The 22,592-nt window shown below is 70.4% G+C and carries 19 protein-coding genes, 2 rRNA genes and 1 riboswitch; of the genes, 5 read left to right on the forward strand and 16 right to left on the reverse strand.

Going from position 1 to position 22,592, the window contains the following annotated elements; genetic code table 11:
- From E1293_RS20845 to E1293_RS20885, 9 genes are all read right to left on the reverse strand, one after another.
- Positions 1 to 96 (reverse strand): 23S ribosomal RNA (locus E1293_RS20845); the annotation flags it as partial.
- 403 nt (positions 97 to 499) lie between these two features.
- Positions 500 to 2,016: ribosomal RNA gene (locus E1293_RS20850) — 16S ribosomal RNA — on the reverse strand.
- A gap of 705 nt (positions 2,017 to 2,721) precedes the next feature.
- Complete coding sequence (locus E1293_RS20855) at positions 2,722 to 3,078, reverse strand: hypothetical protein (protein WP_132199120.1); 357 nt, start codon at positions 3,076 to 3,078, stop codon at positions 2,722 to 2,724.
- 60 nt (positions 3,079 to 3,138) lie between these two features.
- A complete protein-coding gene (locus E1293_RS20860; protein WP_132199121.1) occupies positions 3,139 to 3,729 on the reverse strand; it encodes an LURP-one-related family protein in 591 nt (196 codons plus the stop codon).
- A 358-nt stretch (positions 3,730 to 4,087) separates the two neighbouring features.
- Positions 4,088 to 5,719, reverse strand: coding sequence for a chaperonin GroEL (gene groL / locus E1293_RS20865; protein ID WP_132199122.1), 1,632 nt, complete (start codon positions 5,717 to 5,719; stop codon positions 4,088 to 4,090).
- Positions 5,720 to 6,076: 357 nt separating this feature from the next.
- Entirely contained in the window at positions 6,077 to 6,478 is a 402-nt protein-coding gene (locus E1293_RS20870; protein ID WP_132199123.1) for a hypothetical protein, read from the reverse strand.
- Between the two features lie 101 nt (positions 6,479 to 6,579).
- A complete protein-coding gene (locus tag E1293_RS20875) occupies positions 6,580 to 6,858 on the reverse strand; it encodes a MoaD/ThiS family protein (protein ID WP_132199124.1) in 279 nt (92 codons plus the stop codon).
- 11 nt (positions 6,859 to 6,869) lie between these two features.
- A complete protein-coding gene (gene thrC, locus E1293_RS20880) occupies positions 6,870 to 8,114 on the reverse strand; it encodes a threonine synthase (protein WP_132199125.1) in 1,245 nt (414 codons plus the stop codon).
- A 16-nt stretch (positions 8,115 to 8,130) separates the two neighbouring features.
- A riboswitch (SAM riboswitch) is annotated at positions 8,131 to 8,272 on the reverse strand.
- Positions 8,273 to 8,369: 97 nt separating this feature from the next.
- Positions 8,370 to 9,317: a cation diffusion facilitator family transporter gene (locus E1293_RS20885; RefSeq protein ID WP_132199126.1), complete on the reverse strand. Its 948-nt coding sequence runs from the start codon at positions 9,315 to 9,317 to the stop codon at positions 8,370 to 8,372.
- Positions 9,318 to 9,425: 108 nt separating this feature from the next.
- Here E1293_RS20885 and E1293_RS20890 point away from each other — a divergent pair, with 108 nt between their 5' ends.
- Complete coding sequence (locus E1293_RS20890; RefSeq protein ID WP_132199127.1) at positions 9,426 to 10,919, forward strand: alpha,alpha-trehalose-phosphate synthase (UDP-forming); 1,494 nt, start codon at positions 9,426 to 9,428, stop codon at positions 10,917 to 10,919.
- Here the strand turns inward: E1293_RS20890 and E1293_RS20895 are convergent.
- Positions 10,916 to 11,941: a sulfotransferase family protein gene (locus E1293_RS20895; protein ID WP_132199128.1), complete on the reverse strand. Its 1,026-nt coding sequence runs from the start codon at positions 11,939 to 11,941 to the stop codon at positions 10,916 to 10,918. The genes E1293_RS20890 and E1293_RS20895 overlap by 4 nt on opposite strands.
- A 96-nt stretch (positions 11,942 to 12,037) precedes the next feature.
- A complete protein-coding gene (locus E1293_RS20900; protein ID WP_132199129.1) occupies positions 12,038 to 12,589 on the reverse strand; it encodes an RNA polymerase sigma factor in 552 nt (183 codons plus the stop codon).
- Here E1293_RS20900 and E1293_RS20905 point away from each other — a divergent pair.
- The 3 genes from E1293_RS20905 to E1293_RS20915 all read left to right on the forward strand — a co-directional run bounded on the left by E1293_RS20905 (position 12,588) and on the right by E1293_RS20915 (position 16,275).
- Positions 12,588 to 14,573, forward strand: a complete 1,986-nt coding sequence (locus E1293_RS20905) for a serine/threonine-protein kinase (protein WP_132199130.1) — start codon at positions 12,588 to 12,590, stop codon at positions 14,571 to 14,573. The genes E1293_RS20900 and E1293_RS20905 overlap by 2 nt on opposite strands.
- A gap of 60 nt (positions 14,574 to 14,633) precedes the next feature.
- Entirely contained in the window at positions 14,634 to 15,593 is a 960-nt protein-coding gene (locus E1293_RS20910) for an LLM class flavin-dependent oxidoreductase (RefSeq protein WP_207938989.1), read from the forward strand.
- A gap of 76 nt (positions 15,594 to 15,669) precedes the next feature.
- Positions 15,670 to 16,275, forward strand: coding sequence for a PadR family transcriptional regulator (locus E1293_RS20915; RefSeq protein WP_132199132.1), 606 nt, complete (start codon positions 15,670 to 15,672; stop codon positions 16,273 to 16,275).
- Positions 16,276 to 16,327: 52 nt separating this feature from the next.
- Here the strand turns inward: E1293_RS20915 and E1293_RS20920 are convergent, their stop codons facing one another.
- From E1293_RS20920 to E1293_RS20930, 3 genes are all read right to left on the reverse strand, one after another.
- Positions 16,328 to 17,389, reverse strand: coding sequence for a hypothetical protein (locus E1293_RS20920; protein WP_132199133.1), 1,062 nt, complete (start codon positions 17,387 to 17,389; stop codon positions 16,328 to 16,330).
- A gap of 381 nt (positions 17,390 to 17,770) precedes the next feature.
- Positions 17,771 to 18,592, reverse strand: a complete 822-nt coding sequence (otsB, locus tag E1293_RS20925; RefSeq protein ID WP_132199134.1) for a trehalose-phosphatase — start codon at positions 18,590 to 18,592, stop codon at positions 17,771 to 17,773.
- A 19-nt stretch (positions 18,593 to 18,611) separates the two neighbouring features.
- Entirely contained in the window at positions 18,612 to 18,947 is a 336-nt protein-coding gene (locus E1293_RS20930; protein ID WP_132199144.1) for a DUF3263 domain-containing protein, read from the reverse strand.
- Positions 18,948 to 19,282: 335 nt separating this feature from the next.
- Here E1293_RS20930 and E1293_RS20935 point away from each other — a divergent pair, with 335 nt between their 5' ends.
- Positions 19,283 to 19,879 (forward strand): MarR family winged helix-turn-helix transcriptional regulator, encoded by a 597-nt coding sequence (locus E1293_RS20935; RefSeq protein WP_132199135.1) that lies wholly within the window; start codon positions 19,283 to 19,285, stop codon positions 19,877 to 19,879.
- 107 nt (positions 19,880 to 19,986) lie between these two features.
- On the opposite strand, the gene E1293_RS48660 is transcribed toward E1293_RS20935, so the two are convergent.
- Entirely contained in the window at positions 19,987 to 20,283 is a 297-nt protein-coding gene (locus E1293_RS48660; RefSeq protein WP_207938990.1) for an SHOCT domain-containing protein, read from the reverse strand.
- A 162-nt stretch (positions 20,284 to 20,445) separates the two neighbouring features.
- A complete protein-coding gene (locus E1293_RS20945) occupies positions 20,446 to 22,536 on the reverse strand; it encodes a S8 family peptidase (protein ID WP_165978328.1) in 2,091 nt (696 codons plus the stop codon).
- Positions 22,537 to 22,592 lie beyond the last annotated feature (56 nt).

Consider the following 22,592-nt stretch of genomic DNA (forward strand, 5'->3'; position numbering starts at 1 on the left):
CTGGTTGCCGACTCCCCGAGGCATATCGCAGGCTCCCACGTCCTTCATCGGCTCCTGATGCCAAGGCATCCACCGTATGCCCTAAAAAACTTGAACACACAAAACGATCAAAACAAATCGCAGACAAGAACACGATCCAAAGACCGCATCCTCGCCAGAGATGCTCGCGTCCACTGTGCAGTTCTCAAAAAACAACCGGGCCCACCAGAACCGCACCCCCGTCAGGAGATGCGGTCCAGGTCCCGCAGTCCGAGGCCACCAGGCAAACCGCCCGTTTCCTCAGGACCCAACAGCGTGTCCAACCCGCCACCCACCCGACGCCGCCGTTCCCCACCCCAGGTTGCCCTGGGGCGGTACTTGCCGGCTCACACGAGCGGTGAGCTGAGTAGCCAGTGCTCCACATCCATGAGCAGCCACCTGACGAACATGCGCCGTCACTGGTGGCCACCGACCTGGGCTCTTCCGTGGAAGCAGCCCCGGCCAGTTGTTTGCTCCTTAGAAAGGAGGTGATCCAGCCGCACCTTCCGGTACGGCTACCTTGTTACGACTTCGTCCCAATCGCCGGCCCCACCTTCGACCGCTCCCCCCACAAGGGTTGGGCCACGGGCTTCGGGTGTTGCCGACTTTCGTGACGTGACGGGCGGTGTGTACAAGGCCCGGGAACGTATTCACCGCAGCGTTGCTGATCTGCGATTACTAGCGACTCCGACTTCACGAAGTCGAGTTGCAGACTTCGATCCGAACTGAGACCGGCTTTAAGGGATTCGCTCCACCTCACGGTATCGCAGCCCTCTGTACCGGCCATTGTAGCATGTTTGCAGCCCAAGACATAAGGGGCATGATGACTTGACGTCATCCCCACCTTCCTCCGAGTTGACCCCGGCGGTCTCCCATGAGTCCCCACCACAATGTGCTGGCAACATGGAACGAGGGTTGCGCTCGTTGCGGGACTTAACCCAACATCTCACGACACGAGCTGACGACAGCCATGCACCACCTGTCACCGGCCCAAAAAGGACCCCGCATCTCTGCGAGTTTTCCGGCAATGTCAAGCCTTGGTAAGGTTCTTCGCGTTGCGTCGAATTAAGCAACATGCTCCGCCGCTTGTGCGGGCCCCCGTCAATTCCTTTGAGTTTTAGCCTTGCGGCCGTACTCCCCAGGCGGGGCGCTTAATGCGTTAGCTACGGCGCGGAATCCGTGGAAGAACCCCACACCTAGCGCCCAACGTTTACGGCGTGGACTACCAGGGTATCTAATCCTGTTCGCTCCCCACGCTTTCGCTCCTCAGCGTCAGTACAGGCCCAGAGAACCGCCTTCGCCACCGGTGTTCCTCCCGATATCTGCGCATTTCACCGCTACACCGGGAATTCCATTCTCCCCTACCTGCCTCTAGTCTGCCCGTATCCACCGCAGACCCACGGTTAAGCCGTGGGCTTTCACGACAGACGCAACAAACCGCCTACGAGCTCTTTACGCCCAATAATTCCGGACAACGCTTGCGCCCTACGTATTACCGCGGCTGCTGGCACGTAGTTAGCCGGCGCTTCTTCTGCAGGTACCGTCACGTTAGCTTCGTCCCTGCTGAAAGAGGTTTACAACCCGAAGGCCGTCATCCCCCACGCGGCGTCGCTGCGTCAGGCTTCCGCCCATTGCGCAATATTCCCCACTGCTGCCTCCCGTAGGAGTCTGGGCCGTGTCTCAGTCCCAGTGTGACCGGTCGCCCTCTCAGGCCGGTTACCCGTCGTCGCCTTGGTAGGCCATCACCCCACCAACAAGCTGATAGGCCGCGAGCCCAACCCTGACCGAAAAACTTTCCACACACCCCCATGCGAGAGCGCGTCATATCCGGTATTAGACCCAGTTTCCCAGGCTTATCCCAAAGTCAGGGGCAGGTTGCTCACGTGTTACTCACCCGTTCGCCGCTCGAGTACCCCCGAAGGGGCCTTTCCGCTCGACTTGCATGTGTTAAGCACGCCGCCAGCGTTCGTCCTGAGCCAGGATCAAACTCTCCATTAAGGCCAAACGACCAACCAGGGGGCGAACCCCAGCCGACCAAACCTCGGAAACAATCCTGACAAACAACCCCCCACAACGAGGGGTCGTGTTGCCTCAAAGAAATCCCCACCACCCCCAACAGGGGCGGCACGGGGCGACCCGGCCCAAAAGAGGCCGAGCCGATAAAGGCACTGGCTTTTAACACGCTGTTGAGTTCTCAAGAAACGGACACCCACCGCGCTGGATTCGCTTTCGCGTTTCCCGCTCCGGGGCGACTCGCTTTACTTTATCGGTTCCGCCCGGCTTGTCAATTTCCGGGCTTCTCCGATACGCCTTTTCAGTGTCGCTTTCGCGGCACCTTCCGGGCGGTGGAGCTATTTCATCAGATCCGGCCCGATTGTCAAACTCGAACCTTTCCCGACCCACCACAACGCAACGGGCGCGACGATGTCGCGTCAGCTGGATCGTAGATGGTTCCCCTGGGCCGGCCGCCGTTAGGCGTCCCGCACTCCCGTGGGGCGAAGTGAACAGTATGCCCAAGGAGAGGGAACGTCAAACCGGCTCGCACACATCAATGTCGCCGGATCGGTGTCGCAGTCGGCCGGAGGCGGCTTCGACACCCGTCCGACCTTGGGTTTTGCCCGGATACGTCCCACCCGAACCACTCGAACAACGCATTCCAGGCCGCCAATGTCTCTTTTTGGCAACGCGGGCCGGCGGCGGCGCTCACGGCTTGGCCAGATACCCGCCGACGAAGAGAACTCCTTCGGCCAGGACCCAGGCGAAGGCCGCCGCGGTAAGGAGCGCGTCCAGCCGGTCGGGCCTGCGCCTGACTCCGGGCATCGCCCACGCGGCCACGGCTACGGCCGCGGCGATCACGGCCACCGGCACGGAGAACCGCACGGCGTCGTCGAAGCCCGCGCCGCATCCCGGGTCGTACCGGTCGGCCTCACCGCAGAAGGCGGTGTCGCCCCAGCCGCCGAAGGCGGAGAAGAACCAGAGGGCGGCCAGCGCGCAGTTCGCGATCGTCGGGATGGCCGGCGATATCCACCAGCTGCTCGAACGCCCGGACATGGCCTGCACGAACGGACCGTACCTCGCCTCGCGGGCCTCGGGAAGTCCCCTTTCCGGGGCCCGGCACGGTCAGGTGATCTCCTTGGCCTCGTGGAGGCTCATGTCCATGGCGATCGCCGTCATGACCACCATCGTGCGCAGCGGTTCCCGGACGGGGTCGGAGATGTCGACGGCGTACTTGTCGGCCGTCGTCAGCAGGTGCGTGGCGAGTCCCGCCCACTTCTTCCGGACGTGCGCCACCTTCACGCCGTCGGCGTCCGTCACCTCGAAGTTGTTGCGCGGCACGTCCACCTCGACCGCGCCGATCAGCGTGCCGTCATCGTCGTAGATCACGTAGCGGCGGCCGGCCCGCTCCGTCACGAACGAGCCGACGCGTTCACCGTCGGGCTGGAATACCTCGGTGTACTCCCATCCGCTCTGCTTGTCGACGATGAGCAGCGGCTCGCCGTCCGGCGTCGTCAGCAGGACGGCCCGCGCATCGAGGTTCGACTTGCCGGGGAACAGGCCCCGCATGGCCAGGGCTTCCCCCTGCTCGTCCGTCGGGGCCGCGATGGCGAGGACGACTCCGTCACCGTCCAGCACCTTGTACCGCGACTTGGCGAACGGTCCCCTGCGCGGCTGTTCGACCCTGAGCACCGGGGAGCTGAACACTTCGCTCACGTGGTCTCCTGCCTCATCGGCCGCATCCGCGGACCGCTTCACTGTTCACCTGTACGACGCCCGCAACGGCTAAGGCGCTCCGTCCAACCCCGCGATCCTGCCAAGCCACAGGCCCGCAGGGGAAGCACTTTCCGCGTTCGGCCACCCTCACCGCATCCCTCGGGCACCCATCCTCAGCCGGTTGACCTGCACTCGCGCGGGCCAACGCGGCCGTCCGGGAAACACTCTTCTGCCGGAGAGGCCATCCCCCCGCACCGATCCCGGCCGGGCGGCGCTCTGACCGCGGACGGCGAAAGGGGCGGCCCCCGAAGGAACCGCCCCTCTCATCCGCTGGTGGAACCGCGGATTACGGACCTGCTCAGAAGTCCATGCCGCCCATGCCGCCGGACGGGTCACCGGCCGGGGCCGGGTTCTTCTCCGGCTTCTCGGCGATGACGGCCTCGGTGGTCAGGAACAGCGCGGCGATCGACGAGGCGTTCTGCAGCGCGGACCGGGTCACCTTGGCCGGGTCGAGGATCCCCGACTCGAACATGTTGGTGTACTCGCCGGTGGCGGCGTTCAGTCCCTCACCCGGGGTGAGGTTGCGGACCCGCTCCACCACGACGCCGCCCTCAAGGCCGGCGTTGACGGCGATCTGCTTCAGCGGCTCCTCCAGAGCGCGCTTGACGATGTTGGCACCGGTGGCCTCGTCGCCCGCGAGCTCCAGCTTGTCGAACGCCTTGGTGCCGGCCTGCAGCAGCGCCACGCCACCGCCGGGGACGATGCCCTCCTCGACGGCCGCCTTGGCGTTGCGGACGGCGTCCTCGATGCGGTGCTTGCGCTCCTTGAGCTCGACCTCCGTCGCGGCGCCGGCCTTGATGACCGCGACACCGCCCGCGAGCTTGGCCAGGCGCTCCTGGAGCTTCTCGCGGTCGTAGTCGGAGTCGGTGTTGTCGATCTCGGTGCGGATCTGGTTGACCCGGCCCGCGATCTCGTTGGCGTCACCGGCGCCGTCCACGATGGTGGTCTCGTCCTTGGTGATGACGACCTTGCGGGCGCGGCCCAGCATGTCGGACGTGGTGTTCTCCAGCTTGAGACCCACGTCCTCGCTGATGACCTGGCCGCCGGTCAGCGTGGCGATGTCGCCCAGCATGGCCTTGCGGCGGTCGCCGAAGCCCGGCGCCTTCACGGCGACGGACTTGAAGATCCCGCGGATCTTGTTGACGACCAGGGTGGCCAGGGCCTCGCCCTCGACGTCCTCCGCGATGATCAGCAGCGGCTTGCCGGACTGCATGACGCCCTCAAGGACGGGCAGCAGGTCCTTGTTGGCCGACGCCTTGCCCTGAACGATCAGGATGTACGGGTCCTCGAGGACCGCTTCCATCCGCTCGGGGTCGGTCACGAAGTAGTGCGAGATGTAGCCCTTGTCGAAGCGCATCCCCTCGGTCAGCTCGAGCTCCAGACCGAAGGTCTGGCTCTCCTCGACCGTGATGACGCCTTCCTTGCCGACCTTGTCCATCGCCTCGGCGATCATCTCGCCGATCTGCGGGTCGCCGGCGGAGATGGACGCCGTGGAGGCGATCTGCTCCTTGGTCTCCACGTCCTTGGCGAGCTTGGACAGCTCCTCGCTGACCCGCTCGACCGCGGACTCGATGCCGCGCTTCAGCGACATCGGGTTCGCACCGGCCGCCACGTTGCGCAGACCCTCGCGCACCAGCGCCTGGGCCAGCACGGTGGCGGTGGTCGTACCGTCACCCGCGACGTCGTCGGTCTTCTTGGCTACTTCCTTGACGAGCTCCGCGCCGATCTTCTCCCACGGGTCCTCGAGCTCGATCTCCTTGGCGATCGACACACCGTCGTTGGTGATCGTGGGAGCGCCCCACTTCTTCTCCAGCACGACGTTGCGGCCCTTGGGACCAAGGGTCACCTTCACGGCGTCGGCGAGCTGGTTCATGCCGCGCTCGAGACCGCGGCGGGCCTCCTCGTCGAACGCGATCATCTTTGCAGCCATAGGCTCCAGTCCTCCCGGAACAAGGTGGCTTAGACGGATCGAGCCGACGCCCGCGACGGACGGCCCCCGCCGACGACTGCCATTCCGCCGCCGGACTGAAGCCTCATCGCCCCGATCCCAGACTGTGTGAAGTTGTCACTCTCCACAGCAGAGTGCCAACCGTTTGTTTAGCACTCTACCCCGTCGAGTGCAAGCGCCGAACATCCCCGGGCCCGATGTCTCCCCCGCCCATCCGTCCCGCCCTGACCAGTAGCGGGACCTTCGAACGGGCGACCGCCACGTTCACCGCGAACAGGCGACCTTCTTCCAACGTGCCGGGAGACGACGAACTTCGGCATGTGTCAACGGCGGTGGCGGTCAGCCGACGCCGCAGGGGGCGCCGCTGACGGTGGAGATGTCGCCGCCTGGGAAGGCGTAGTAGTCGTGGGTGAGCAGGGTGGCCAGGAGGAGTCCGGGGACGGCGAACAGGGCTGCGAAGGCGCAGAGGAGGCGCGCCCAGAGGGGGGAGCGTGAGCCTCCCGCCAGGACGGCGATGGCGAGGACCAGGGCCAGGACGGCGGCCGCCAGGACGCTGATGGGGAGCCAGGCGCCGTAGCCGTGGCTCCAGTGCGCGGCGGCACGGTCGTGGAGGCAGTCGTACTCGCGGGCGCGGTCGGCGCGGGCCTCCAGGGCGGACATGCCCCAGAAGCCGAGGATGTACAAACCGGTGAGGGCGGGCGCCAGGGCTCCGAGCCAACGCCACAACGCCCGATTCGTCATCTTGATGATCATAGGGCGCTGCGCGCCGTCGACGGATGAGCCGGGCGAAACAGACACCGGGGAAGGGTGGGCAGGGCCCGGCCGGAGCCGGGCCCTGCGCGTCAGCCGCCGGCCACGGCGGGGATGATGGAGATCTGGGCGCCTGCCGGGGTCGCGGTGTCGAGGCCCTCGGCGAAGCGGACGTCCTCGTCGCCGACGTAGACGTTGACGAACCGGCGGATCTTGCCCGCGTCGTCCAGGATGCGGGCGGAGATGCCGGCGTAGCTGGCCTCCAGGTCGGCGACGACGGCGCGCAGGGTGGCGCCCTCGGCCTTCACCTCTGACTCGCCGCCGGTGTAGGTCCGCAGGATCGTCGGGATACGGACGGACACGCTGCTCATGGTGCTCCTTTTCAGGCGAGGCCCGCGGCGCGGAACGCTTCCAGGGACGGGGCGATGTTCGCGGACGGCGCGACGACGGGCGCGACGGCGTCCAGGGTCTTCAGCCCGTCCCCCGAGTTGATGATCACGGTTTCGGCGGACGGGTCGAGGGTGCCGCCCTCGATGAGCTTGCGGAGGGTCGCGACGGTGACGCCGCCGGCGGTCTCGCCGAAGATGCCCTCGGTGCGGGCGAGGAGGCGGATGCCCTCGACCACCTCGGTGTCGGTGACGTCCTCGACGGCGCCGTTCGTGCGGCGGGCGACGTCCAGGACGTAGGGGCCGTCGGCGGGGTTGCCGATCGCGAGGGACTTGGCGATCGTGTCGGGCTTCACCGGGCGGATGACGTCGTGCCCGGCCTTGTACGCGGCGGCGACGGGGTCGCAGCCGGCGGCCTGGGCGCCGAAGACGCGGTAGGGCTTGTCGCCGACCAGGCCGAGCTTGATCAGCTCCTGGAACGCCTTGTCGATCTTGGTGAGCTGGGAGCCGGACGCGACCGGGACGACGATCTGGTCCGGCAGCCGCCAGCCGAGCTGCTCGGCGATCTCGTAGCCGAGCGTCTTGGAGCCCTCGGCGTAGTAGGGCCGGACGTTGACGTTGACGAACGCCCAGTCCTCCTGCTCGCCGGCGATCTCCGAGGCGAGCCGGTTGACGTCGTCGTAGTTGCCGTCGACCGTCACGAACGTCCCGCCGTAGACGGCCGTCGTGATGATCTTCTGCGACTCCAGGTCGGACGGGACGAACACCGCGCTGCGGATGCCCGCGCGGGCCGCCGCGGCGGCGACGGCGTTGGCGAGGTTCCCGGTGGACGGGCAGGCCAGCACCTTGAAGCCGAGTTCGCGGGCGGCGGCGAGCGCGACGGCGACGACGCGGTCCTTGAACGAGTGGGTCGGGTTGCCGCTGTCGTCCTTCACCCACAGGCTCTGCAGGCCGAGGCTCTCGGCGAGGTTGTCGGCGCGGACGAGGCGGGTCAGGCCGGGCTCGGTGTTGGGCGTGTCCGCCACGCTGGACGGGACGGGCAGCAGCCCGCGGTACCGCCAGATGTTGCGCGGCCCGGCCTCGATGGAGTCCCGGGTGACGCCCGTGAAGTCGTAGGCGATCTCCAGGGGGCCGAAACACTCCTCGCAGGCGTAGAACGGCCCGAGGTCGCGGGACGATCCGCATTCGCGGCAGACGAGGGCGGTAGCGGGTCCGAGGTCTGTGGCAGGCGTGAGTGCCATGTGGGCGAGGCCTTTCTCCCCATCTTCCCTGCGCCACCTTGGTCGCAGGCCGGAGTTGGCACCATCTCCCGGCCGGCCTCGCAGGATCGCGAGCGCACCATAGCCGGGTGGTTGCCGGGGCTTCGCAGGGCCGGTCCCTCCACCCCTCTGGATGAGCAGTATTAAGTTGTGAGAACCACGAGCGGTTTGAGCTCGTATGCGTGACTTTACATGAACTGACCGGATGCGAGACAGCCGGGTCCATCGATTGAGACGTTACCCGGACGAGTTCTTGATCACGCCGGGGGCGGCCCGCTGGGTGGGGTCCAGGAACACGTGCCGGACGATCGGGAGCCGCTCGCGAAGCCGCCGGTCGATCTCCCCGGCGACGTCCTCGGCCCGGTCGGCGCTGATGTCGTCGGAGAAGTTGACCTTGGCGGCGACGAGGATCTGCTCGGGGCCGAAGTGCATGGTGAGCAGCTCGTCGACGCCGGTCACGCCGGGCGAGGCGAGGATCTCCGCGCGGATCGTCCGCTGCGCGGCCGGGTCGGCGGCCCGGCCGATGAGCAGCCCCATGCTCTCCTTGCCGATCCAGCCCGCGAGGAAGACGAGCAGCAGGCCGATGAGGACGGACGCGAGCCCGTCCCAGAACTCCGACCCGGTGATCTGCCGCATGACCAGCCCGCCGGCGGCGATCGCGAGCCCGATCATCGCGGCGGTGTCCTCGAACAGGGCGGTCTTGAAGGTCAGGTCGGGTGACGTGCGAACGTGGTCGACGATGTCGCGGCCGTTGTCGCGGGTCTCCTTGCGGGCCTGGTAGTAGGCGCGGATCCAGGACGTCCCCTCCAGCAGCGCGCCGAGGCCGAGGACGGCGTAGGCGAGCCACACCGTGGAACCGCCGCCGCCGTGGCCGGTCATGGTCAGGAGGCCCTCGAAGATCGAGAATCCGGCGCCGGCCACGAAGATCCCGAACGCGGCGAGCAGCGACCAGACGTACCGCTCGTTGCCGTAGCCGAAGGGGTGGCGCCGGTCGGGGGGCCGTTCGCTGCGTCCCAGCGAGGTGAAGAGGAAGCCTTGGTTGATGGTGTCCGCCACGGAATGCGCGCTCTCCGCGAGCATCGCGCTGGACCCGGCCAGCAGGCCGGCGATCAGCTTCGCGATGGCAAGGATGAAGTTAGCGGCACCGGCGACGAGCACGGTCTTCGTTGTCTCGGACCTGCTCATTCCGACCGGTTACCCGACACGCCCGCGGCTAACCGGATGGGAATCGCGGTGACACCGACCACGCGAGTCACTTTGAAGCGCCTCGGCCACAACTGAGACCCTGCCGGTATGAGCCAAGTGCTGGTGGCATCGAACCGGGGCCCGGTCTCGTTCTCGCTGTCGGAGGACGGGGAGCTCGCCATGCGGCGCGGGGGCGGCGGGCTGGTGTCGGGCCTCGCCGCCGTCACCGGCGCCCCGCGCGACCCCGGTCCGCCGCGTCTGGCCACGAGGGGTTCGGAGCCGTCCGGCGAAGCCCCGGGCGTGCTGTGGGTGTGCGCGAGCCTGGGTGAGGCCGACCGCACGGCCGCTCGCCGCTCACCCGACGGCCGCATAGACCTCGCGGGCTACGAGACCGGTGGTGCGGCGGTGCGGATGCTCGACATCCCGGCGGCCACGTTCCACCGTGCGTACAACGCGGTCGCGAACTCGACGCTGTGGTTCGTCCACCATCTCTTGTACGACACCCCGCGCAGCCCGCATTTCGATGCCCGCGCCCGCCGCGACTGGCAGTCCTACGAGGCGTACAACGCGGCCTTCGCGGACGCCCTGGCACGAGACGCCGCGCAGGGCGCGAAGGCGGCGATCCAGGACTACCACCTGTCGCTGGCTCCGCGGATGCTGCGCGACCGTCGTCCCGACCTGAGAATCGTCCATTTCTCGCACACGCCTTGGGCGCCGCCCGAGTACTTCAGGCTGCTCCCAGACGACATCGGTACGCAGATCCTCCTCGGCATCCTCGGCGCAGACCACGCTGGGTTCCTCACAGAGCGATGGGCGTCGGCGTTCCTCGACTGCTGCGAACTCCTACCGGGCGCACGCGTCGACCGCACCACCCGTACCGTCACGTGTTCGGGGCACACCACACACGTGGGCGTGCATGGCCTCGGTGTCGACGGGACGGCGTTGCGCCAGCGTGCCGCCGAGCTGGACGTCGCCGAGCGGGCGCGCGCGCTGCGCGAGCAGGTGGGCGACCGTCAGCTCATCGTCCGGGTCGACCGTACGGAACTGTCGAAGAACATCGTGCGCGGCCTCGCCGCCTACCGGGAGATGCTCGTCAACCATCCCGAGTGGCGCGGACGTGTGGTGCACCTGGCGTTCGCCTACCCGTCCCGCTACGACCTGCCCGAGTACCGGGAGTACACGGCGGCCGTCCAGCGGATGGCCAAGCAGATCTCCGACGAGTTCGGCACGGCCGACTGGGATCCGCTGATCCTGCAGGTGAACGACGACTATCCGCGTTCCCTCGCCGCCTACGGCCTGGCGGACGTCCTGCTCGTCAACCCGATCCGCGACGGGATGAACCTCGTCGCGAAGGAGGGGCCCGTCCTGTCGCGGCAGGGCTGCGCGCTGGTGCTGTCGAGGGAGGCGGGCGCGGCGGCCGAGCTGTCCGAGGACGCGCTGATGGTCAACCCCTACGACGTGTCGCAGACCGCGGAGACCCTGCACCAGGCCCTGCTCATGCCCCGCGCCAGGCGCGCCGAGAGCTGCGCCCGCCTCGCCGCCGCCGCGACGGCGCTCCCCCCGCAACGGTGGTTCGCCGACCAGCTCGCGGCGCTCGACTAGCCGGCCGCGGTGGCGGAGTGCTCGGCGGTCAGCAGGCACTCCACCGGGTTCGGTTCGTGGTGGTGCTTCCAGCGCTCGCGCAGGGCGGCCTTGCTCTGCGCCATGCGGCGGTGCGCGGCGGTCCGGGTGAAGCGGGCGAGCTGGGCCGCGGGCGGCTTCGGGAGGCCGCTCGGCTCGTAGCCGTACTCGGCGAGGCGCTCGCCGAACGCGGCCTCGGCCAGGCTGATCTCCCAGGGGTCGAGCCGTTCCGCCCAGGACCCGACGCGGTTCGTGGTGACGGCCTCGTGGGTCCGTCCGTGCCACTTCTTCCGGGACGGGACGGTCTGCTTCGCCAGCCCCTCCGGGTGCGTCATCGCCGGGTCGAAGTCCTCGCCGAGGAACCCGCACAGCCGGGTCAGCTCGTCGGTGGCGTCGGCGACGAGGCGCTCGTACTGCAGCTCGTAATAGGTGTCGGGGCCGAGTCGCTCGGCGAGCCGGCGGCCGCGGTCGATCGTCTCCCGCCAGGCGGAGACGGCGTGGTGGACGTCGCCGTCGAACCAGGGCATCTCCAGCAGCGACGCGACGCAGTCCCGGCCGTCCCGGACGAGGTGGACGAACTGGGCGTCGGGGAACATCCGCAGCAGCGTCCCGACGTGCTGGGAGTAGCTCGGGCGCTTGTCCCCCCAGCGCTCCTTGCCGTGCGAGCGGGCGTAGGCGCGGAACACGATGCCGAGCGCCGACCCGAGTGTGGGCGGCCCGTCGACGATCTCCTCGACGAGCTCGGCGGCGTCCATGCCGAGCGCCTGGACCTTGGTGGACCGGTCGCCCGTGATCCACTCGGCGAGCGCCCGCCTGTTCTTACTCTCCCGCAGGTCACCGAAGTCGCACCGTGCCGTATACGCGGGCAGGACGAACCTCGTCTCCGCCGGGATCGCGACGCGGGGGTGCGAGTGGAGCATCAGCCGCAGCAGCGTCGTCCCCGAGCGGGGGCAGCCGAGGACGAAGATCGGACGGTCGTGGCGGGCGGCCGGTGCAGTCGACATGCACGCATGGTGCTGCAGACGCCCAGCTCACGGCCCCGGTTCTGGACGCACCGTTGCCGCCCGATGACCGACCTTTGACGGGCGGGGGGCCCGGCGTCAGGTGTAGGACTCGCCGAGCGTCTGCCTGACTTGCTTGCGCGCCTCGTGGATGCGGGACTTGACGGTGCCGAGCGGGAGCTTGAGCTGCTCGGCGATCTCCGCGTACTCCAGCTGGGAGACGTCCCGCAGGACGAGGGCCTGGATGAGGTCGGGCTTGCGGGACTCCAGGTCCTCCATGGCGTCGAGGATGTCGACGCGGGACCCGGCGATGACGCTGGTGCGGCGCGGGTCGGGGCGCTGCTGCGGGAGCTCGCCGGCCTGCTCGACCGAGCGCCGCTTCAGCGACCGGTAGGTGGAGCGGGCCGAGTTCGCGACGACGACGTGCAGCCAGGTGCTGAACCGCGACCGGCCCTCGAACCGGTGGATGTTGCGCGCCACCTGGAGCAGCGCGTCCTGGCAGGCCTCCTCTGCGTCCTGCCGGCAGGGCAGGAACCGGGAAGCGTGCCGCAGCACGTCCGGCTCGATCCTGCGGAGAAGCTCGTTCAGGGCGCCCTGGTCGCCCTGCGCGGCCTTGACCGCCAGCTCCTCGGTCCTCTCGTCGAATGCCATGCCGCCTCAATGCTCGTTCGCGCGCTCACCCCGTTGTTGGGATGATACGGGAGTGTCTTTCCCACCTTCAGTAGGCCGTTACCGGATCGATCGCGTCCTGGGTTCGGGGGCGTTCGCCTCTGTATGGCTGGGTCACGACGACGCCCTGGAGTCCCAGGTGGCCATAAAGGTGCTGAACGGCAGCCTGATCGACGATCTGGACGTGCGCAACCGGTTCCTGGAGGAGGCCCGGATTCTACGCCGCGCCGACTCCGAGCGGCTGGTGCGCGTCCACGACATCGGTGAGCTGCCCGACGGCCGTCCCTACTTCGTCATGCCGTACGCCGACCTCGGAACCCTCGGCGACCGGATGCGCGAACGGCCACTTCCGGTCACCGAGGCGGTGGCGCTCGCCGAGCAGATCGCCTATGGCGTCGAGGTGATCAACACGCTGGGCGTGATCCACCGCGACCTCAAGCCGTCCAACGTGCTGTTCCAGTCGACGGCGGACGGCGGCGAGAAGCTCCTCATCGCCGACCTCGGCCTCGCCAAGGCCCTCGCGCACGCCTCCGGGGCGTTCACGCTGCCGGTCGGCACGCCCGGGTACATGTCGCCTGAGCAGGCGCGTTTCGGCGGCGGGCTGGACGTCCGCGCGGACGTGTACGGCCTCGGCGCGCTGACCTACCACATGCTCGCCGGACGCGCCCCCGGGCCGGCGCCGGTGAAGAAGCCGCCGAGCGAGCTGCGCGAGGGCGTGTCCCCGGCGCACGACCAGGTGATCATGCGGGCGCTGGAGGTCGAGCGGGAGAACCGGTGGCCGACCGCGGAGGCGTTCGCCGAGGCGCTGTCCACGCTGCGTCCGACGTCCGTGCCGGACGTCCCCGCGTACGCGCCGGCGGCCCCGCAGATCGACGCGGACGCGACCGTCCAGGACTTCTACCGCGACGGCACGCAGGCGCCGCCGCAGCCCGGCCCGGCCCAGGGCCCCGCACCGGCTCAGGGCGTCCCGCCGGAGATGCGGACGCGGCTCGACCAGCCTCTGGGGGACGACGTCCACACGTCCGAGATGCGGCTTCCGCCGGGGCCCGCGGACAACGCCGAGTCCACGGTCGTGGACCCGCCGAAACCGTTCGGGCAGACCGAGGGTCCCACCGCGCCGGACAACGACAACGACAACGACCGGACGATCGCCTACCAGGGCCCGCCGCCGCAGGCGCCGGGCGACAACAAGACGGCCGTGTTCCCGACGCAGCCGCCCCCGCAGAACGGCGCTCCGCCGATGGGGCAGGGCGGGCAGCAGCCTTACGCGCCGCCGCCCACCGGGTTCCAGCCCCCCGGCCCCGGCCAGCCTCCGGGGCCCGGCCAGGCCCCGGGGAGCCGCCAGGGCAGGGCGTCCAAGAAGTTCGTCACGCCGCTGATCATCACGGTGGTCGTGCTGGTCGTCGCGCTGATCGGCGGGCTGACGCTCGGGTTCCTGTTCTCCGGCGGCGACAAGAAGGACGACAAGAAGAAGAAGCCGGCGATCCCGGCGGACTTCGCGGCGATCTCCGACGACGCCGGCAAGATCAAGGCGGCGGCGCCGAAGGCCTGGCCGAAGCAGCAGGAGCAAACGTGGCCGCCGTCCAGCGTCAACCTCAGTGACCCGCAGCCCCGGCCGGTGCTGCGCGCGACGCCCGACAAGGCCGCGTTCCTGGGCGACGGCAAGGGGCCGGGGGTGTTCATCGGCGTGACCACGGACGTGCGTCCGGGCAAGCTGCCGCCGCCGACCGCGTCCGTCCACTCGCGGTGCACGAAGGCGGCGCCGGAGAACTACACCACGCCGGACGGCGCCCTCAGCGGGACGATCACCCGCTTCACCGCCTGCAAGGTCGGCACGCCGTCGGTCACCGAGGTCGGGCTGAAGGACAAGGCCGGCAAGTTCGGCCTGTGGATCCGGGTCAAGGAGACCGACAACCGGAACGCCACCAAGGACATCCTCGACAACCTGAAGGTCACCGGCCCGTAGTCGCGGCCACTCCCCGGAGGGAATTGCCGCGCTCCGGGGCCGCCGCGCACGATGCGGCGCATGACCGATGACATCAGCGTCGGCGTGCTCCTGCCGATCGGCAAGGCCCAGTGGGGCGATGCCGATCCGCGGGAGCTCGCCGGCTTCGCCGTCCAGGCCGAGCGCCTCGGGTTCGACTCCGTCTGGGTCAACGACGGGATCGCCGAACCGCGCATCGAGGCGCTGACCATGCTGGCCGCCGCCGCTCCCGTGACCGAGCGCGTCACGCTCGGGACGGCCGCGCTCATGGCCGTCCTACGCCGTCCTGTGCAGGCGGCCCAGGCGCTCGCCTCACTCGACCTCCTCTCCGGCGGACGTCTGACGGTGACGGTCGGCGCGGGCTTCCCGGGACATTTCGGCCGACCGCTGTACGAGCTGTCCGAGGTTCCGTGGCCGCGGCGCTTCGCACGCCTGGACGAGACCGTCTCCCTCTGGCGTCAACTCTGGAACGACCCTGGGAAGACGTCGTTCCACGGGGAGATTCTGCGATTCGACGGCCTACCGCGTAGCACGGCACCATTCCGCGCCGGTGGGCCTCCCATCTGGCTGGCCGGTATCACGCCGGCCGCTCTGGCCCGTGCAGGGCGTATGTACGACGGATGGCTCCCCTATCCGCCCGACCCGGCGGACTACGGAACCTGCCTGGCCGATCTCCATCGCGCGACCAAGGAGGCGGGGCGTTCGCACGATGCGGTGACGCCGGCCATGTTCGCGTCCGTCCTCATAGCGGACGACCCAGAGGCCGGACGCCGCACGCTGGAGGAGTTCTGCCTGTCCAACTACGGGCTTCCGCTGGACGAGGTGGCGAAGATCCAGGCCATCGCCACGGGGACGGCGGAGCAGGTGGCCGCCCGGCTGGCCGAGTACACCTCCGCCGGTGCCCGGCATCTCGTCCTGCGGCTGGGTGCCACGGGCCTTCCCTCACTGCGTGACCAGCTGGAACGCGTCGCCCCGCTGATCCCCCGGCTGCGCCGTCCGTAGAGGAGGGGTTGCAACGCGACATGTTTCCGATATATCGTTAATGCATCGCAACCGATCACTAGTAAAGGAGACTGCGATGCACGAGCACACGATGAGAAGGCGCGGCGGCTTCCGAGGGCCCCAGGACCTCCGGGGACCCCAGGACCGCGAGCGCCGCGGCGACCCGTTCGGCGGACCATGGGGACCCGGGTTCGGTCCCGGCCCCGGCCATCGCGGACGCGGTGGACGCGGGCGGCGGACCCGGCGCGGCAACGTCCGCGCCGCCCTGCTCGCCCTGCTCGCCGAGCGGCCGATGCACGGCTACGAGATGATCCAGGAGCTGGACGGCCGCACCGGCGGCGTCTGGCGGCCGAGCCCCGGCTCGGTCTACCCGACCCTCCAGATGCTGGAGGACGAGGGCCTGGTCAGCAGCGAGGAGGAGGGCGGCAAGCGGCTCTTCTCCCTCACCGACGCGGGCCGCGAGGAGGCGTCGGCGCAGACCACCGCCCCCTGGGACGAGGTCACCGAGGCCGCCGGCGAGAACGTCCTGCGCGGACGGGAGGCCATCGGCCAGCTGATGGGCGCCCTCCAGCAGGTGATGGCCGTCGGCAGCGAGACGCAGAAGGCGCGCGCCCTGGACGTCGTCAACGACGCCCGCCGCCGCCTCTACGGAATCCTCGCCGACGACCCCGAAGCAGAGTGAACCGCGGACGGGACGACCGGGACCGCCGTGGCCGATTCAGGCCACGGCGGTTTCACTTTCCGTTGGGGAAGGGCGCCTGCTTGGCGAGCTGGTCGGCCATGTAGAGCTGCTTCCACACGTACAGGCCCACGTCGGACCGCTTGACGTTCCGGTCGACGGGGACGTCGACCGTGGCCCGGACCAGGAACGCGCCGCCCGGCGGAAGGTACTTGTCGCCGCCTTCCCCCGGGACCAGCGCCGCGCCCGCGAGGCGCCGCACGACCTGGCTCTTGGTCGGCGGCGTGCACATCTCCTCGGGGACGCCTGCCTGCGGCATGCAGCGTCCCTGCGCGTCCGGCGTGATGAGTGCGCGCCTCACGAACACGTCGCCGGGGAAGTCGAGCAGGACCTTCTTGCTCGTCGGGTTGCTGAGGATGTACTCGATGTAGGGGAACGACGTCCCGGACGGCGGCGACTGGGACGTCGTCACCACGCCGTCACTGATCCCGGACGTCACCGCGGCGATGCGGTACTTGGAGCCGTCGGCGGTGCCGACCGTGATGGGCGAGCCCGCGGACGGCAGGCCGGTGGCCGCCTGCGGCCGCTGCTCCCCGGCGGCGGGCGACGCGTCCGCCCCGCCCTCGTCCCCGGAACCGGGCGTCAGCACGAGCCCGATCGTGACCAGCCCGGCCAGCACGAGGACGCCCGCTGCGACGAGCCCGCTGCGGCGCCCCGCGCGCCGGCGCACGACCGGGTGCTCCCGCTCGTGCTCCCGCGGCCCGAGCCGCACCCGCACGCCGCTGGTCTCCCGGACGCCCATCGGCCCCGTCGTGGCCGAACGCTCCTCCGGCTCGGAGTAGGCGTCCTGCGCCTCGGGGACGGCGGTCCACTCCGCGCCCCCGACAGGCGACGCGGGCGGCGTCCCCCAGACGCGCGGCGGCCCGTTGCCGGCCGCCCCCGACGCGCTCGACGCGTATTCGCCCGGTGCGCGGCGGCGCGGGAGCTCCGCCCCTTGGGCACCCGCCTGTGGGCCGTTCGTCTGCGTGCTCGTCCGCTGCCCTTCTGGCGCCCGCTGCCCCTCCGGCGCCCGCTGGCCCTCCGGCATCCCCTGGCCCACCGGCGTCCCCTGGCCCACCGGCGTCCCCTGGCCGTCCGGCGCTTGTGGGGCCGGAGGTGCGTGGACGATGGGGTTGGTCGGGGCGCCCGGCGGGATGGGGGCGCCCGAGGGCTGGACGGGCGTCCCCTCCCTGGGTGTCGCCCGTGGGATGCCTTGGGAAGGCGTGTGCCTGATCTCGCCTGGACGGCGCGGAAGTCCCGGTTCCGTGTCCACCGTCTAGCCTCCCCATGTCGTTCGTGTGACTCCCCCGTGAAGCCACACTTACCGCAATCCACCATATTTTGGCGCAATTGGACTCGGGGTCCACACGCACCCCCGGAGTCTCGCGGAATACGATAAGGCCGACTGCGACTCTTATCACTCCGACGCTAAAACGACCGGTCGGTCACAAGGGAACGGTCAGGAAAGGGACTCCGCGAGAGCGTCGAGAAGGGAGACCACCCCGGCGGGGCCGTCGACCACCACGTCCGCCCGCTCGGCGAGCGCGGTCACCTCCGCCGATCCGCTGCACACCAGCACGCCGGGCACGCCCCGCGCGCGCAGCGACTCGACTGCGTCGAACGCGGCCAGGTCGCCCAGGTCGTCCCCCGCGAACAGCACGGCCGACGGAAGCGCGCCGCGGTCGTCGATGAACGAGCGCAGCGCCTTGCCCTTGTCCATGCCGGGCGGACGCAGTTCGAGGACGAGCCGCCCGGGCTCCACGGCGAGGCCGGTGCGTTCGGCGAGCGCGGCGATGAGGCTGCGCAGCCGTTCGAGCGCGACCTCGGGTTCGGCGCACCGCCGGGTGTGGACGGCGAGCGCCTGCCCCTTGTCCTCGACGAACGTCTCCGGCGGGGCGCCCGCCGCGGCGAGGACGCCGGGCAGCTTCGCGCGGGCCTCGGCGACGCCCGGCAGCGGCTCCGGCTCGGTCAGCACGCCGGACTCCCAGCGCTCCAGCCCGTACTGGCCGAGGACGACCAGCCCGTCGATCCCGTCGAAGCCGCCGTACTCGACGGCCACGGCGGCGGGCCGGCCGGTGACGATCAGCAGCGCGCCGACCAGCGGCGCCAGCCGGGCCAGCGCCGGGGCGGCGCCCGGATGGGCCCGCGCCGAGGCGGGGTCGGCGACGATCGGCGCCAGCGTGCCGTCGAAGTCGAAGCCGAGCACGGCCCCGGCCGGGTTCTCGCGGATGGCGTCCAGGCCGCCGGAGCCGGCGGCCGTCGCAACGTGGGGAGAGTTCACCCGACCAGTGTTGGCCAGGTCAGGGCCGGATGCCGAGGCGGCGCGCGGCGCGGCTGCGTTGCCGCTGTGACCGCATCCGGCGCAGGCGCTTGACCAGCATGGGGTCGCACTCCAGCGACTCGGGCCGGTCGATCAGGATGTTGAGCAGCTGGTAGTACCGCGTCGCCGACATGTCGAACAGCTCGCGGATCGCCTGCTCCTTGGCACCGGCGTACTTCCACCACTGCCGTTCGAAGGCGAGGATCTCGCGGTCGCGCTCGGAGAGCCGGCCGGCGCGGAAGGCGACGTCGTCGGCCCCTCCCTCGTCGTCTTGGTCGGCCGGCTCGGCCGGGGGTCGTGGGGGTTCGTCGTCCATGGCTCTGTCCTGCCGGGGGACGTCGCCGCGGGGATCACCGGGGGCGTTCGCCGCTCGCATCAGGTCCCCTCTGTGGTTACTGATCCCGGGTCGTCCGGGTTCGGGCGGGTGCCATGCTACGCGTCCGGGCCGACAAGTTCCGGCGGTTCCCGGTGAACGGACGCCGGTGGTTCAGTGCATCACATCCCCGTTCACCTGGGGCTCTTTCGCGCCGTGTGTCTCAGTGAGAACGACCGTCCCGGTGGTGCCTCAAAATATGCACGCTACATGCGTTAGAGTGAGAGATTCGCGACATCCGGCCGTCCGGAACGGCGAGCACGGAACGGAGACCTTGCATGGCGACGGAGACCTCCGCCACGGGACGGCCAGCCGAGCCGGACGCGCCCCGGGACGGGAGCCTTCCCGAACCCGATCCCGACCTGTCCGAGATCGCGACCGCGCTGTTCCACCTGCGCCGCGTCTGGGCCAAGCCGGATCTCGTGAAGCGGGTACGCGCCCAGACGTCCACCTGCGCGGACGGGCGCCCCCTGCAACTGTCGAACCTCATGGTGGTGAACGCGGTCGCCGCCCTCACCGCCGCCGAGAGCGCGGACGAGGTCACCGTGGGCGCGGTCGCGGAGCGCCTGGAGATCGACCCGTCCACCGCGAGCCGGCTCGTCGGGCACGCCATCGACGCGGGGCTGGTGACCAGGCGCCCGTCCCCCGTGGACGCGCGCCGCGCCAACCTCGGGTTGACCGACGCCGGACGGCGCGTCAAGCAGGTCTCCGACCGGTTCCGCCGCGCCTACCTCGACGAGCTGATGACCGGCTGGTCGGCGCGGGAGCGGGCCGACTTCGCCCGGCTCCTCACCCGCTTCGCCGACGCCGCCGTCCGGGCGCCCATGTACCCGGACGGCATCGGCCGCATCTTCGAGGAGGCCGCCGCCGACTGACGGCGGCCCGCCGCCGAGATCGGAAGCGCCGGCCGGATGCCCTCGCCGTGTCTCGGCAAGGGCATCCGGCCGGCGCGTTCCGCCGTTCTTCGCGGGGCCTCCGCGGGTCAGCCTCCGTTGCGGAGGGCGGACATGCGCATCAGGTACTCGTCCTCGTCGATCTCGCCGCGGGCGAACCGCTCGGCGAGGACCGACCGCGCCTTGGCCATCGGGTCGGCCGCCGCCGCGGCCGCCGCGGCGCCCGAGTTCATCCGGCGGCGGATGAAGTAGAACGCGGTGGCCAGCACGGCCAGCCAGAACAGGCCGAACGTGATGGGGAAGACCGGCCAGAACGCGGGGGCGTCCCCGTCGTGCCAGTGGCCGGGGCCCAGTGCCGTCACCTGCGTCGCCAACGTCGTCAACATGGTTCATCGACCTTCCTGTGGTTCGGATAAGTCGATGCTCGGCGACCGGTACGGGGCCCTGCATCGGCCCGGCGGAGACACCCGCGCTACGCCCGCCGGAGTACCGCCATCACCGCGCGCTCACCACCGCGCGCTCACCACCGCGCGCTCACCACCGCGCGCTCACCACCAGGGCGGCCGGTAGTCCTCGTCGTCGGCGGGACGGGAGTGGCGTCCGCGCGGCTCGTCGTCCTGGTACAGCGGCGGGAGGGGCCCGTCCGGCGGCGCCGGGTCGGCGGGTTCCGGTGGGGGGAACACGCCGGCCGGCGGCTCCTCCAGGGGAGGTACGGGCGGGGGCGCCGGCTCGTCCGGCGGTTCCGGGGACACCGCGGAGAAGGGCGCGGTGCCGCCGTCATCGACGTCCGGCAGGTCGAGGGCGTCGCGGCGGAACGACTCCCAGTCGGCGTCGTCCAACGCGGGCGGCTCGGCCCGCGCGTTCCCGTTGTGACCGCTGCCGTTGCCATTGCCGTCGTGGCCGTTGTTGCCGTTGAGGGCGTCGTTCCCCTTGAGGGGGTCGTTGCCGTTCAGGGGGTCGTTGCCGTTGAGGGCGTCGTGTCCGTTCCGCGTCCCGTTCCCGTGGCCGTTCGCCGTGCCGTTGGCGGTGAACTCGCCGGGCACGAACGGGCGCAGCTCGCTCGCCATCAGCTGCGGCTTGGGCTCGATGGGGACGGGCGGCTGCTGCTCCCACCCGGAATCGGGCTGCGGCCAGAGCGGCTCGTCCTGCGCCGGGACGTCCTCGCCGAAGGGCGGCCCCTGGTACACCTCGTTGTTCTGGAAGAGCGGCGCGTTGACCGGTGCGGACACCGGTGCGGCGACCGGCGTGTACGTCCCGGTCGGGATGGCGGGCGCGGGCTCGCGCGGCGCGGGCGACGGGGACGGCAGCCCGTAGTCGGAGACGGCGTCGGTGTCGCCGGGTTCCTCCTCGGGGCGGCGCCGCTGCCGCCAGCCGAGGATCAGCCCGACCAGGACCAGCAGCCCGCCGCCGCCGAGGACGAGCGGGAGCAGGAAGCCGGAGTCGCGGACGGGCGACTGCGCGACGGGCTCCGGCGTCGCGGACGGCGGCGGCGGTGTCTCCACCGGCCCGCTGGACGTCTTGTTGATCTTGTTGGCGGCGACGAGGGTGCGCACCGCGTCCACCGTCCCGCGGCACTCGGTGGAGCCGGTCGGGTGGCCGGCGCGGGCCGGCGAGCCCTGGACGAGCGCCCGCCTGACCTCCTCCGGGCTGAGCCTCGGGTAGCGGGAGCGGACGAGCGCGGCGACCCCGGCGACCATCGCGGACGAGGCGCTCGTGCCCGTCCCGACGACGTAGCCGTTGCTGGCGTCGGCGCTGACGACCTCGACGCCGGGCGCGCACACGGCGGCGCCCGAGCGCCGGTTGCTGTCCTTCCAGAGCCGCAGCCTGCGGTCGAGCGCCCCGACGGCGATCACGCCCGGGTAGGCGGCGGGGAAGTTCTTGCGGTTGGCGCCGGAGCCGTCGTTGCCCGCCGAGGCGATCAGCACGACGCCCTTGCCGAGCGCGTACCTGATCGCCTTCTCCTGGGACGGGGTGCCGTTGTAGGACTGCCGCCCGCCGCCGAGGGACATGTTGATGATGCCTGCGCCGTGGTCGACGGCGTACCGGATGCCCTGCGCGACGGCGTCGCGGTCGCCGGCGCCGGCCTGCTGCCCGTTGTCGCGCCGCAGCGGGTCGTCGTTCTCCAGCGTGACGCGGACGGACAGGACGTTGCTGAGCGGCGCGACGCCCATCATCCCCTGCGTGAGCCCGGGACCATGGCCGTGACCGGCGATGATGCTGGCCATCGACGTCCCGTGCAGGCCCCAGTAGCGGCTGCCGGGGCGGCGCAGCCCGCCGGTCAGGTCGGGCCCGGTGATCACGCGTCCGGTGAGGTCGGGGTGCCGCTTGTCGACGCCGGTGTCGAGGACCGCGACGGTGACGCCGCGCCCCCGCGAGTACCGCCACGCCTTCTGGGCGCGCAGGACGTCCAGGTGCCACTCGCGGGAGCGGATCTGGTCGGTCGGCGCGCCCCGCAGCGACCCGGCCGCGGCGCCGCGCACCGTGAGCTGCCGCGGCCCGCCGGAGATCATCGCCGCCGGGACGGCCACGGCGGCGCCGAGGGTGAGGACGGCGAGGACCGCGGTCGTCCTGGCGCCTAGCCGGTGCGGCGCCAGGGCCGGTCGGGCACGCGCCGGACGGCGTCGACCGGCATCGGACACGCCGCCGCACCTCCCTCCGGCCGACCCGCCGCGCTCCACGGCGGGTGACATTCTGC

The sequence above is a fragment of the Actinomadura darangshiensis genome (assembly GCF_004349235.1).
Taxonomy (GTDB): domain Bacteria; phylum Actinomycetota; class Actinomycetes; order Streptosporangiales; family Streptosporangiaceae; genus Spirillospora; species Spirillospora darangshiensis.